Below are 12,632 nucleotides of genomic sequence, written 5' to 3' on the forward strand. Positions count from 1 at the left end.
CCCAGTCCACCGCTCACTGACCGCCTATGACCACTGATCACCGGATGGACGGCCCGCGCAGTGGGCCGCCCACCCCCTGGAATCAATCATCTAGGGTCCGGCGGGGAAGGGCAGGTGGATGGCTCGGTATCACCGCATCGCGGCGCAGGACCTCGGCCGCCTCGGGGCGCTCAGCGACGGAATCTTCGCCGTGGCAATGACATTGCTGGTGCTGGATCTGCACGTGCCCGCGGGCGAGGCGTGGCACGAGCGCTCGCTGTGGAGCGCGGGCGCGGTCTCCGACGAGCAACCGGTCTGGCATGCCCTGACCCACGTGGGTCCGCAGTTCCTCATCTGCCTGCTCGGGTTCCTCACCCTCGGCATGTTCTGGATCGGCCAGCAGACCCAGCTCAACCTCATGGACCGGGCGGACCGCTCGCTGACCTGGATCCACCTCATGTTCCTGTTCGGAATCTGCCTGGTTCCCTTCGCCACCGCACTGCTGGCCGCCTTCCCCCAGTCCCGCCTGGCCCTGCTGGTGTACTGGGCCGACCTGCTGTACCTGGGCCTGGTCCAGCTCGCCGCGCTCCGCTACGCGCGCCGCGCCGGTCTGCTCGCCGAGCACACCGCGCCCGAAGACCTGACGGCCATCCGCCGCCGCATCGGCATCGTGCAGCTGCTGTATGCGGCGGCGGTGGCCCTCTGCCCGATCAGCACCTACCTGAGCATCGGCCTGACAATCGCCCTCCAGGTGAATTCGGCTGTCTCCCCGCCGATTCGCCCGCTCGATCGTTTCTGAGGGGCTACTGCGCGGCGGCGAATCCGGAGCGTAGATCGGCGAGGATGTCGTCGATGCCCTCGATCCCCACGGCCAGACGGACCAGGCCGGGAGTGACGCCCGCCGCGAGCTGCTCCTCGGGGGTCAGCTGGGAGTGGGTGGTGGAGGCGGGGTGGATGACGAGGGAGCGGACGTCGCCGATATTGGCGACGTGGCTGTGCAGGGTGAGGGCTTCGACGAAGCGCTTGCCCGCGTCGATCCCGCCGGCCAGCTCGAAGCCGATGATGGCGCCGACGCCCTTGGGGGCCAGCTGCTTTCCGCGTTCGTACCACGGTGATGACGGCAGGCCCGCATACGAGACCGCCGTGACCTCGGGTCGCTCGGTGAGGAATTCGGCCACCGCCCGGGCATTGCCGACATGCCGTTCGAGGCGCAGGCTGAGGGTCTCCAGGCCCTGGCTGATGAGGAAGGCGTTGAACGGCGAGATGGCCGAGCCCAGATCACGCAGCAGCTGCACTCGCGCCTTGAGCGCGTAGGCGGGTGCGCCGAGATCGGCGTAGACCACACCGTGGTAGCTCGAGTCGGGCTCGGTGAATCCGGGGAAACGTCCACTGCGCCAATCGAAGGTGCCGCCGTCGACGATCACGCCCGCGATGGCCGCGCCGTGCCCGCCCAGGTACTTCGTCGCCGAGTGCACGATGATGTCCGCGCCGTGGGCGAACGGCTGGATGAGATACGGGGTGGCGACGGTGTTGTCGACGATGAGCGGGACCCCGGAACCGTGCGCGACCTCCGCGATGCCGGGAATGTCGAGAATATGGTTCTGCGGGTTGGACACCGTCTCCCCGTAGAAAGCCTTGGTGTTCGGGCGGATTGCCGCCCGCCACTGGTCGAGGTCGTCCGGATCCTCGACGAAGCTCACCTCGATGCCCAGCCGCGGCAGGGTGTACCGGAACAGGTTGTAGGTGCCGCCGTACAGCCGCGGGCTGGACACGATGTGGTCCCCGGCGCCCGCGAGGTTCAGGATCGCGAAGGTCTCCGCCGCCTGACCCGACGCCAGCAGCAGCGCGGCCACACCGCCCTCCAGCGCCGCGATCCGCTGCTCCACGGCGTCCTGGGTGGGATTCATGATGCGGGTGTAGATATTGCCCGGTTCGGCCAGCCCGAACAGCGCGGCGGCGTGCGCGGTGTCGCGGAAGGCGTAGGAGGTGGTCTGGTAGATCGGCAGCGCGCGGGCGCCGGTCGCGCCGTCGGGCGCCTGCCCCACGTGGATCTGCTTGGTCTCGAAACTCCAGGCGGCGGTGGGGTCTTCGGGCAGCGCGGATGCGGTCATCGGGGCCTCCGGTGGGTCGGCGGGGAGCTCGGCTCGGTCGTCGTACCCGCGTGAAGCTACGACTCGGCCACCCGGGTCGACGATGGTTACGCTCGCCGTGAGCGCAACCGCGGCTCCCGGACCAGCGCCGGAGCCTCCCCGGTCATGTGATGGTTGCCAACTGGTCAACCGTTCGGCAGACAGGGTTGCGCGAGGGTGATATGAATTCGCGGTGGCATGGACTTTGCGGCTCAGCGAGGACGAAGAAGCTGCGCTGAGTGCGCAGGCGGCGATGGAAGGGCGGTCGAAACACGACATTGCCCGGGACGCCATCCGGAACTACATCACCCGGCACAAGACCTGGGACGACTATCTGTCCGATGGCCCGGTCGTCTACGGGTAGTAGGTGTCCCGTATCTCGGTGTAGCGCTGGCGAATAGCGGCGCCGATTCCCACTGCCAGTGCATGGAATTCGGTGCCCACAGGGGTGGGCCAGCGGGGTGGGCGGGGACCGCCGCGCAGGGCCCAGGCGGCCTGGCGGGCCGCGCCGAGGGCGACGTATTCGCTCGGGTTGGGCACTGTGACGGTGCGGCCGAAGATGGTGGCGGCGGCGTGCGCGATGAGCCGGGAGCGGGATGCCCCGCCGATCAACAGGATTCGACGCGGCACCGTCGGCAGGCGGTCCAGGGCCTCGGCGATATTGCAGAGCATGCCCTCGATGGCGGCGCGGGCCAGATGGTGCGGACGCATGGTGTGCGATCGCAGGCCGTGCAGGCTGCCGGTGGCATACGGCAGATTCGGGGTCCGCTCACCCGCGAGATAGGGGAGCAGGGTGAGACCGTCCGCGCCCGCGGGCGACTGCGCGGCCAGCACCTCCAGGCCGGACACATCGGTGCCCAGCAGCACCGCGGTCGCGTCCAGCACCCGGGCGGCATTGAGCGTGCACACCAGCGGCAGGAACGCCCCGGTGGCGTCGGCGAACCCGTTCACCGCGCCGGAGGGATCGGCGCTGGGGTGCGCGGCGCGGGTGAAGACGGTTCCGCTGGTCCCGAGCGAGACCACCACGTCCCCGTCCCCGATGCCCAAACCCAGTGCGGCGGCGGCATTGTCGCCGGTGCCGGCCGCTACCAGCCGCCCGCCCGGCGTGTGCCCGGCGATCTCGGCGGGCGCCAGCACCCGCGGCAGCGCGGGACTGCGGCCGCGGAAGGCCAGCGCCAGCAGGTCCGGCCGGTAGGCGCCCGCGGCCGGTGACCAGTACCCGGTGCCGGAGGCGTCACCCCGATCGGTGGTCGGCTCGGTGGCCGGATCACCGCCGCGCAGCTGCCAGGTCAGATAGTCGTGTGGCAGCAGGACCCGGACCGTCCGGTCGGCCAGCTCGGGTTCGTGATCGGCGAACCAGCGCAGCTTGGCCACCGTGTGCGCGGCCAGCGGCACACTCCCCACCGCGTCCGCCCACGCCTGCGGCCCGCCCAGCTCGTCCACCAGCTGTGCTGCCGCCTCCGCGGACCGGGTGTCGTTCCATAGCAACGCATCCCGCACCGGATGCCCCGCCGCGTCCAGCGCCACCAGCCCGTGCTGCTGCCCGGCCACCGCGATGGCCTCCACATCGCGCATCATGCGATCACAGGCCGCCCGTAGCGCCTCCCACCACATGAGCGGCGGCACCTCGGTCCCGTCGTAGTGCGGAATCTGGCGGTGCCGCAATATCGTTCCGGTATCGGCATCGCACACCACGATCTTGCAGGACTGAGTCGACGAGTCCACTCCGGCAACGACCGTCATTGGCCAGCCACCACCCTCTATCGTGCCGCCGCCCGTCCGGGGTGCAGCTGGATCTTGCGTCCGGTGCCCGCGCGGAAGGTTCGCAGGGCGTCGCCGAATTCGTCGAGCGCGAAGTCGTGGGTGATCACGGTGTCGGCGTCGATGACGCCCTCGCCGAGCAGGTCCACGGCCCGCCCGAAACTGTGCAGCACGGCCATGGATCCGACGATGGTGATCTCGTCGTTGTAGATGCGGAACGGCGAGATGCTCGCCCGCGCGGCCGCCGGGGCCACCCCGAACTGTTGGTAGGTGCCGCCGCGCCGCACCCGGGACAGCCCGTCCTCGATTGCGGCCACCGTTCCGCTGCAATCGATCACGATCTCCCAGCCCTCGGGCCGGTCCATGTGCTCGGCGGACACGGTGGCCGCGTCGGCGCCGAGTGTGCGCGCGATGGCCAGCCGGTCGGCATTGGTGTCCACCATCGATACCGACGCCGCGCCCGCTGCGATGGCCAGCTGCAGCATGAGCAGCCCCATGGTGCCCGCGCCGTAGATCAGGTAGTGCGACCCGAGTCGCCGTGGCAGCACATCGAATCCGTGCACCGCGCACGAGAGTGGTTCCACCAGTGCGCCGTGCGCGGGCGGCACATGCCCGGGCAGCCGATAACAGTTGGCGGCGGGCACTTTCACGTACTCGGCCATGGCGCCGTCCACGGTGTCGCCGATGGCGCCCCAGTTCTCGCAGAGATTGCCGCGCCCGATCGCGCAGTAGTGGCAGCGCCCGCAGAACAGCGAGGGATCGACCGCCACCCGGTCACCGGCCCGCACCCCGGCCGCGTCCGCGCCGAGCGCCACCACCTCCCCGGCGAATTCGTGGCCCGGCACGATCGGATAGGGCGTGGGCGGGAATTCGCCCTCCACGATATGGATATCGGTACCGCATATCCCGACCGCATCCACCCGGATCACCACCTCACCGGTGCCCGGTGTCGGATCGGGCACGGATTCGACCGAGAACTGTCCGGGCTTCTCGACCACCAAAGCGCGCATAGCAATAACCATGCACCCGCGTGCCACCCGCCCGACGCGTTTTACGCAATAGCAATCGCAATCTTTCTGTTTTCCCGCAATCGTTACGGCGACACGCGGGGGATCAGGGGAGGGCGTGATACCAGAAGGCGGTGGAGGCCACATGCGCCTGGTCCAGCGGTAGGTAGTGGCCGTCCTCGCGCCAGCCCAGCGCCTGCACGGTGGCGCGCAGGCCGTGGTCGAAACAGATGGGGTCGGGAATGTGCCAGCGGTACATGCCGAATCGCTGGTGCGGTTCGTAGATTCGATGTGGCGGCAACACCTGCGGCATGCCCAGATAGGGGGTGGAGTAGGGGCGATAAGCGCCGTCGAGGTCGAAATTCCAGGCCCCGCCGAAATAGTCCTCTGTGCCGGTCCCGCACAGGGTGGGGAATTCGGTGTCGTCGTCGAGATAGAACTTCAGCTCGCCCTCGCCCCACCAGCCCGCCGCCCGCGGCTGCACGGCCAGATACGTTCCGGCATACCGTCCGGGACCGCCGTCGATCTCGACGATCGGATGTTCCGCCGGGGTACCCAGCGGATCGGAGCAGCGCCACCGGGCGTGCAGATACCCGGCGGCGCCGGGTAACTCCTCCTCCAGATAGGTGATCTGGTAGTACACCGGCGCCGCCCGCTCGGACCCGTTGTGCAGGGTGATGAGCGCGTGAGCGTGGAAGGGCATGGGCCAGTAGCTGTTCAGCCCGCCGGCGGGCGCGACCACCACCATGGCGGAATTGATCAGCGCCAGCTGATTCCAGCCGTTGCAGAAGAAGTCGCCCAGCGGCACCGCGACGCCCGGTTCGGGTGAACCGTCCCAATACATCTGGAGGGTGAAGTCGCGCAGCAGCGCGCGATCGGTGGTGAGCCACACGTGCCGGATCACGCCGGGCCCGGAAAGGTCGGCGAGCGTGGCGGTTTCGCCGGGCGGCAGATCGATGGACGGCGACACCTTCCACCCGCGTCCCAGCCCCGCGGCCGCGAATGCCCCGGTTCCGGAGATGGCGCGCCCGCCCCCGCCGGCCTCGCCGGTGGGGTTCTCCGCGCTCACCGAGCGGGTGCGCCGCCCGTCCAGCTGCCAGATCTCGTGCACCATGCGAATTTTCGCATGTCGATCACGAATATGAAGCGGACATGTAGCGGACAAGCGAATGCCGACGCCGTCCCACACGGCGCCGGCATTCCGGAACTGCTTACTTACCGACCAGTTTGGACTTCAGCGCGGCGACGGTCGCGTCGTCGATGCCCAGGCCCTGCGACAGGAAGTTGTCGAAGGAGCCGAAGCTCTGCTGGACGGCGTCGAAGGAGGCGTCCAGGTAGTCGCGGTCCACGCCGAGCACCGGCTCGAACAGCGACGGATCGGTGACCAGGCCCTTGGCGACCAGGCCGTCCAGCGTGGCCTTGTTCGACGCGGCCAGGTTGTCGTTGGACGCCAGGTAGTTGTTGTAGATCTGGCCCTTCGGCGCGCCCAGGGCGCTCAGCAGGATGGCCGACATCCAGCCGGTGCGGTCCTTACCGGCGGTGCAGTGGAACAGCACCGGGCCGTTGGCATTGGCGATCTCCTTGACCGCGGCGCTGAACTGCGAGCGCGCGGTCGGGTCGGTGACCATCCACTTGTAGTAGTCGACCATGTACTGATGGCCCTTGCCGTCACCGAGCAGCTGCTGCTGCACGGCCGGGCCGCCCTGCACGGCCTTGGCGAAGAACAGGTAGAAGTCGTTGTTCGGGTCGTAGACCGGCATCGACTTCTCCGGGATGGAGGCCGGCAGCTTGTCCGGGTTCTGGCCGCGCTCGGTCGGGCTGCGGAAGTCGATGATCTCGACGATGCCCGCCGACACCAGCTGCTGCTGCTCGGCGTCGCTCAGCTTGTTCAGCGCGTCGGAGCGGAAGACCGAACCATCCTTGACCTTGCCGTCGCCGCCCTGGGTCGGGATGCCGCTCAGGTCCCGGGCATTCGGTGCGGACGGTAGGTCCAGCGACGCGCCCTTGGGCGTCTGTAGCACCGGGACGGGCGCCGCCAGCGCCGGGGTGACGGCGATCGGGGTGATGGCGATGAGCGCGGCGGCTACACCGGTGAGAGTGCCGCGTACGGCGCGCGAGATCGTCACTAGGGGTTCCTTTCGGTCACGGACCAGGGGTGGGGTGTCCCGGTCCGGGCTTCTGACGCGCGCCCGGCTGCCGGATACGGCGCGGGGCGCGCGGGTCCGGGCATGACCGACCGGCCTCGGGCGCGGGCGCGGGAGCGCGCCCGAGGCACGGTTCGGTTGCCGGCCGGGCTATTCCGCGTCGGCCAGCAGCGTGATGGTCCCGGCGGCGCCGTCGACCCGGACGCGCTGGCCGTCCTGGAGCGCCGTGCTGGCGGTCTTGGTGTCGACGACGCAGGGGACGCCGAACTCGCGGGCCACGATGGCGGCGTGCGAGGCCGAGCCGCCGATATCGGTGACCACCGCGCCCGCGTAGCCGAACATGGCGGTGTGGCCGGTGTCGGTGACCGCGGCCACCAGGATGTCGCCCGGCTCGATGTCGTCGTCGAGGGTCAGCACGCGCTTGACGGTGCCCTCCACCACGCCGGGGCTCACGCCCAGGCCGGAGATGGTGTCGCCCACCGCGATCGCGCCGGAGATCTCCTCCGGCTCCCACGGGCCGTCGACCACATCGGGCATCCGGATGGCCTGGAATCGGGTGCGCTCGGCGCGGCGGCGTGCCACCCGCTCCTGCAGATCGGCCGGAGCCCAGAGGATTTCGTCGAGGTTCAGGAACGCCGAATCCTCGATCTCGGTGAGCTTGCCCGCGTGCACCAGGCGCGCGGCCCGCTCCTGGGTGGCCAGGCGCAGGCAGTTGGTGACCCGCACGACGGCGTCGCGGGCGCGCTCGCGGTAGACGGTCGCGCCGACGGCCATCTTTGCGGTGCGGCTGGTCGGCTCCGGCACCGGTTCGCGGTGCGGCGCGGGCATTTCCGCGGCCCGCCCGGCGGCGGTGACCAGCAGCTCGGGGCGGTCGCCGAAGGTGGCGTTGATGAGTTCGCACTCGCCCGGGCCACGGTGGCCGATCCGGGCCAGCTCCTGGTCGAGGGCCTGCGAGAACTCCGGCGACTTCTCGCGGGCGGCGGCCACGTCACCGGTCTTGGCCAGCGCCTGCAGTCCGGCGTCCTTGCGGCACAGGGCCGCCAGCCGCTCGACGGCGAGCATGGTCTTGGCCGACTCCAGGCGGTTCAGGTCGATCTTGACCTCGCCCTTGTGGGCGGCGGTGGCCGCACCGGTCATCATGACGCCGATGGAGGCCGCCTGCCACGCCTGATTGAGGCGGTCGCGCCAGAGCAGGGCGCGGGCGTGCAGCTGCTCGTCGGTGAGCTCCGAGATCTGGTCGCGGGTCAGCGCTTCCGCGTGCGAGGCGGCATTGATGTGCTCGGCGGTCTTGCTGTAGCCGAGGGCGGTGGCCGCGACCCGGCCCATGGCCTTGAAGGTGCCGGCGCGGGCGGCCAGGCCGGTCGGCATGGCCGGACGGCCCTTGGGGTGCAGTTCGACATCGCCGATGGTGCCGTAGACGTCGCGGCGCACGCTCTCCTCGTCCCAGCCGGGCATGTTCTGCGCGGAGAAGACGCCGATGGAGGCGTTGATGTACACGCTGTGGCCGAGCACGCTGGTCACGCGGGATACCCAGTGCTCCAGCGCGATTCCCTCGATGGCGATCATGTGGCCCATGGCCTCGTTGCCGAGCCGGATGGCGCCCGCCTGCAGATCGATGGTCAGCGGGGTGAGCGGGCCGGGCAGCGCCTCGGAGGTGTTGGTGGCGGTGTAGACCGGGATGCGGTCGTCGACCATGTCGTCGAATTCGCCCTGCAGGCCTTCGGGCGCAGCCGATTTCAGCGCGTAGCCGTCGGAGGTCGGGGCGTTCTGGGGCACCACGTGGGTGGGCAGCGGAATCGCGCCGCGGCGATCGCGGATGCCGGAGCCGCCGCTCTTGCGGCCGTGCAGGCCGCGCGCCACGTCGGCGATCACCTCGGTGGCGGTCCAGCCGTAGCGGAAGCCCCAGTCCTCGCGGGCGGCGCTCGCGTCCACCGGGGTCTGCGGTGCCGACGACTTCGGCAGCCACGCACCGTATTTCGCGCCCGCGTCGGCGAGGATGCGCTTCACCTCGGCGCTCGACACGTTGCCGGGCGCGGCCAGCTCGACCACGCCGCCACGCTGCGACAGCGCCGCCAGCACCAGGAAGCGCTCCAGGTCGTCGTAGTGCAGCACCTGGATGCTGCCCTTGCCGCCACCGGTCAGGGTCTCCAGCGCGCGCCAGCTGCCGCGGTCGATGCGCCGGCCGGTCACCAGCGCGGTGCGCACGATGAGCGCGTCCGCGCCGGAGCCGGTCACGATCTTCTCGACGCTCGAATCGCCGCCCGCCGCAACGGGAACCACGAGGCGCGCACCGGAGTTCTGCGCCGCCTGGGCGATTGCCGCCACCGCGGGACCCGCCAGGTGCACGATCGCGTCCACCCCGGCCACGGCCCGCGCGCAGACCTGGGCGTCGGACAGGTCGCCGACGATCACCTCGACCCGCGGGTCCACGTAGCGGTGCTGCTGCCGGTCCAGGCCGACCACCTCGTGGCCGGCCGCCAGCAGCATGCGCGCCACGGCACGGCCGCTCGGCTCGGTGACACCGGTGACCAGAATCCGCATTGACTCTCCTCCTCGTGCAGGCATCCCCAACCACAGTGACGCCGTTCACACACCATCCCCAGTGCGGCGGGTGGTGACCGGTCACAGTCCCGGTCAACGGGATCGGTGAATCGCTCAGCAAGATGGGGCGCTAAGTGACGGTGGTCGGAGCGGGCACCGTCGAGGCATGACAGTGCGGAATCCGGTCACGCCGCGGGCGGCCGGCGAGGTGAGCCACTACGACATCGAGACCGATGTGCTGGTCGTCGGGTACGGCGCGGCGGGCGCCTCGGCGGCCTACGAGGCCGCTTACACCGGCGCCCGGGTGCTGGTGGCGGACCGGTCCGGCGGTTCGGGCGGCGCGTCGGCGATGTCGGGCGGCGAGATCTATCTGGGCGGCGGCACCCCGATCCAGGTGGGCTGCGGCTACGACGACACCCCCGAGGCGATGGCGGCCTTCCTGAAGGCGGCGCTCGGCGCGGGCGCGGACGCGGCCAAGATCGACGAGTACTGCGCGGGCAGCGTCGAGCACTTCCACTGGCTGGTCGACCGCGGCGTGCCGTTCAAGCCGACCATGTGGGACGCCCCCACCTGGGTGCCGCCCACCGACGACGGGCTCATGTGGCTGGGTGAGAACAGCTGGCCCTTCACGGAACTGGCGTATCCGGCCCCGCGCGGGCACCGGCCCACCGCCAATGACTTCGGCGGCAAGCTGCTCATGGAGTGCCTGGCCGGCGCGGCCGAATCCGCCGGCGCCACCGCACTGTTCGACACCCACGTCGGCACCCTGATCGTGGACGGCGACGGTGTCGTGGTCGGAGCGGTCGCGCGGCAGTACGGCAAGGAGATCACCATCCGTGCCCTTCGCGGAATCGTGCTCACCACAGGCGGTTTCGTCGACAACGACGACATGCTCGCCGCCCACGCGCCGCAACTGCTGGGCCACACCAAGGTCAGCGCGGGCACCGACGACGGTTCCGGTATCCGCATGGCCCAGGCGCTGGGCGCGGCCGTGCGCCACATGTCCGCCGGTCAGGTCGGCATGTCCCTCATTCCCGGGCTGGCCGCGCGGGGGCTGGTGGTCAATGCCCTCGGCCGCCGCTTCATCAACGAGGACACCTATCCCGGCCGCATCGGCCAGCATGCGCTCTACCGCCAGAACATGGGCGGCAGCTGGGCGGGCGACGACACCGCGGTCTGGGTCGTCGTCGACGAGGACGGCTTCGAGGACGTCCCGGAGTCGCAGCGCTGGGGTGTGCGGCCCACCCACGTCGCCGAGACCACCGCCGAACTCGAAGAGCTGACCGGCCTGCCGGCGGGCTCGCTGACCGCTGCCATTACCCGCTACAACGAATTCGCCCGGCAGGGAACCGATCTCGACCATCACAAGTCGCCCCGCTGGCTGCGCGAACTGACCCCGCCGTTCGCCGCCATCGACGTCAAGGCCGGCGTGCGCCCGCCGTCGGAAGCCGGTGACCGCCGTGGCACCGGCGCGTCCGTCTTCACCCTCGGCGGCCTCCACACCGATCTGGACGGCCACGTCCTCGACCTCGACGGCCGCCCCATCCCGGGCCTCTACGCCGCCGGTCGAGCGGCCAACGGCCTGCACGGCTTCGGCTACATCTCCGGCACCTCACTCGGCGACGGCACCTTCTTCGGCCGCCGCGCGGGCACCGCGGCCGCCCGGCGCGCGTGATCCACGGCGGTCGGCCGCATCCGACGGGATGCAGCACGGTGCGAAGTCGATCCCGAACGGGCCTTCGGCATAGCCGGCGGCTCGTGCCGCGGACCTGGGCCGTCGGGCTCGGGTGCCGCCGCTCCAGGCGTGTTGTGGTGGCCGATGGCCGTTTTGCTAACGAGAACAGGTTCTAGACTCGCTCGCTATGGAAATTCACATGCGGCAGCTGCGGTATTTCGTGGCGGTGGCGGAGGAGCTCAGCTTCACGCGTGCCGCGCAGCGGTTGCATGTGGCGCAGCAGGGGCTGAGCGCACAGATCCGGCAGCTGGAGAAGGCGCTGGATCTGGTGCTGTTCACGCGGACCACCCGCAGCGTCGAGCTCACCGCGGCGGGGGCGGCCCTGCTGGAAGGTGTCCGAAGCGCCTTGACCACACTGGAAATGGCGGTCGAGCGAGCGCGGGTGGCGCAGCGGCGGGAGTCGGATCAGCTGGTGCTCGGGTATCTGGAGGGCGCGGCGCTCACCCTCACCGAGCCGATCCTCGCGGCCTTCCGTGAACAGCATCCCGGGGTGACGGTCGACATGCGGCAGTTCACCTACGAGGAGCCCGCGGCCGGACTGGAGAACGGCACCGTGGACGTGGCCTTCGTGCGACTCCCGTTCCGCGCGGCCGGAATCCGCTTCGAGCCCCTGTTCGCCGAGCCGCTGGTGGCGCTGGTCCCCGCCGCGCACCGGCTGGCGGAACTGTCCGAGGTGCGGGTGCGGGATCTGCTCGACGAGCCGCTGCTCGGGGCGGCCACCACCGATCCGGAGTGGAATGCCTTCTGGGAGTTGCACGATCACCGCGGCGGGCGGCCCGCCCCGGTGGTGTCCCGGTCGAGTTCGCTGCTCGAGGAGCTGCACAAGGTCGCGGTGGGGGTCGGCGTCGTGCTGACGGTGGCGTCGGCGCGGTGGATGCCCTTTCCCCGGGTCCGGGTGCTGCCGGTCGCCGACGCCCCGCCCAACGAGGTGACGGTCGGCTGGCGCGTGGACCATGAGACGCCGCTGGTGCGGTCGTTCGTGAACATCGCGCGCCGCGTTCGGGACGCCAACCCCGACCTGGTCGCGGGCCTGGAACAACCCGATCTCGACGACTGCACCCTGCCGCAGCACCTGTGATCGACAACCGGAGCTTGTCAATGGCTGGGAAATAGCTGTTTCTCACCGCTTCCCCTGCGCCCTAATGTGTTTCCGCGTGGGCGGTCGACGCGGTGGGATCGCGGCGTCCACGGGCGAGCCCGTTCAAGGTTCGCGACAGCCTCATTTACCCGATGAGGCGATCTCGGATGGCCCGCACCGCCAGGCGACGGACTGAGCCCCCGTTGTCCGGGCGGTGTCGGCGCCCGTCGCCGCGCGTGTCGCTGCCGTGCGGCCGCA

10 protein-coding genes are annotated in these 12,632 nt (G+C 70.4%); 4 read left to right on the plus strand and 6 right to left on the minus strand.

The features are described 5' to 3' along the window. Positions 1–118: 118 nt before the first annotated feature. Entirely contained in the window at positions 119–778 is a 660-nt protein-coding gene (locus tag ACIRRA_RS18770) for a TMEM175 family protein (RefSeq protein WP_402769321.1), read from the plus strand. 4 nt (positions 779–782) lie between these two features. Here the strand turns inward: ACIRRA_RS18770 and ACIRRA_RS18775 are convergent, their stop codons facing one another. Beyond that, complete coding sequence (locus ACIRRA_RS18775; RefSeq protein WP_402769324.1) at positions 783–2,090, minus strand: bifunctional o-acetylhomoserine/o-acetylserine sulfhydrylase; 1,308 nt, start codon at positions 2,088–2,090, stop codon at positions 783–785. Between the two features lie 211 nt (positions 2,091–2,301). On the opposite strand from ACIRRA_RS18775, the gene ACIRRA_RS18780 reads away from it, so the two are divergent. Further along, complete coding sequence (locus ACIRRA_RS18780) at positions 2,302–2,472, plus strand: ribbon-helix-helix domain-containing protein (RefSeq protein ID WP_357006278.1); 171 nt, start codon at positions 2,302–2,304, stop codon at positions 2,470–2,472. Here the strand turns inward: ACIRRA_RS18780 and xylB are convergent. The 5 genes from xylB to ACIRRA_RS18805 all read right to left on the minus strand — a co-directional run bounded on the left by xylB (position 2,463) and on the right by ACIRRA_RS18805 (position 9,561). Next, a complete protein-coding gene (xylB, locus tag ACIRRA_RS18785; protein ID WP_402769327.1) occupies positions 2,463–3,851 on the minus strand; it encodes a xylulokinase in 1,389 nt (462 codons plus the stop codon). The two genes, ACIRRA_RS18780 and xylB, sit on opposite strands and share 10 nt — an antisense overlap. Positions 3,852–3,868: 17 nt before the next feature. Further along, positions 3,869–4,879 carry a zinc-dependent alcohol dehydrogenase family protein gene (locus ACIRRA_RS18790; protein ID WP_402769330.1) on the minus strand — a complete coding sequence of 337 codons (1,011 nt, stop codon included), beginning with the start codon at positions 4,877–4,879 and terminating at the stop codon, positions 3,869–3,871. 103 nt (positions 4,880–4,982) lie between these two features. Next, entirely contained in the window at positions 4,983–5,990 is a 1,008-nt protein-coding gene (locus ACIRRA_RS18795; RefSeq protein WP_402769333.1) for a glycoside hydrolase family 172 protein, read from the minus strand. A gap of 97 nt (positions 5,991–6,087) precedes the next feature. After that, positions 6,088–7,002, minus strand: a complete 915-nt coding sequence (locus ACIRRA_RS18800) for a tyrosine-protein phosphatase (protein ID WP_402769336.1) — start codon at positions 7,000–7,002, stop codon at positions 6,088–6,090. Between the two features lie 168 nt (positions 7,003–7,170). Beyond that, a complete protein-coding gene (locus ACIRRA_RS18805) occupies positions 7,171–9,561 on the minus strand; it encodes a PEP-utilizing enzyme (RefSeq protein WP_402769339.1) in 2,391 nt (796 codons plus the stop codon). A gap of 166 nt (positions 9,562–9,727) precedes the next feature. Between ACIRRA_RS18805 and ACIRRA_RS18810 the strand changes: the two genes are divergently transcribed. Next, positions 9,728–11,236, plus strand: coding sequence for an FAD-dependent oxidoreductase (locus tag ACIRRA_RS18810; protein ID WP_402769342.1), 1,509 nt, complete (start codon positions 9,728–9,730; stop codon positions 11,234–11,236). Between the two features lie 187 nt (positions 11,237–11,423). Then, complete coding sequence (locus ACIRRA_RS18815; protein ID WP_402769345.1) at positions 11,424–12,374, plus strand: LysR family transcriptional regulator; 951 nt, start codon at positions 11,424–11,426, stop codon at positions 12,372–12,374. Positions 12,375–12,632 lie beyond the last annotated feature (258 nt).

The sequence above is a fragment of the Nocardia sp. NPDC101769 genome (assembly GCF_044766925.1).
GTDB lineage: Bacteria > Actinomycetota > Actinomycetes > Mycobacteriales > Mycobacteriaceae > Nocardia.

Coding starts and splice junctions, on each gene's coding strand:
- ACIRRA_RS18790 (WP_402769330.1), bottom strand. CDS start 4,879: ATGCGCGCTTTGGTGGTCGAGAAGCCCGGACAGTTCTCGGTCGAATCC.
- ACIRRA_RS18815 (WP_402769345.1), top strand. CDS start 11,424: ATGGAAATTCACATGCGGCAGCTGCGGTATTTCGTGGCGGTGGCGGAG.
- ACIRRA_RS18795 (WP_402769333.1), bottom strand. CDS start 5,990: ATGGTGCACGAGATCTGGCAGCTGGACGGGCGGCGCACCCGCTCGGTG.
- ACIRRA_RS18770 (WP_402769321.1), top strand. CDS start 119: ATGGCTCGGTATCACCGCATCGCGGCGCAGGACCTCGGCCGCCTCGGG.
- xylB (WP_402769327.1), bottom strand. CDS start 3,851: ATGACGGTCGTTGCCGGAGTGGACTCGTCGACTCAGTCCTGCAAGATC.
- ACIRRA_RS18810 (WP_402769342.1), top strand. CDS start 9,728: ATGACAGTGCGGAATCCGGTCACGCCGCGGGCGGCCGGCGAGGTGAGC.
- ACIRRA_RS18805 (WP_402769339.1), bottom strand. CDS start 9,561: ATGCGGATTCTGGTCACCGGTGTCACCGAGCCGAGCGGCCGTGCCGTG.
- ACIRRA_RS18775 (WP_402769324.1), bottom strand. CDS start 2,090: ATGACCGCATCCGCGCTGCCCGAAGACCCCACCGCCGCCTGGAGTTTC.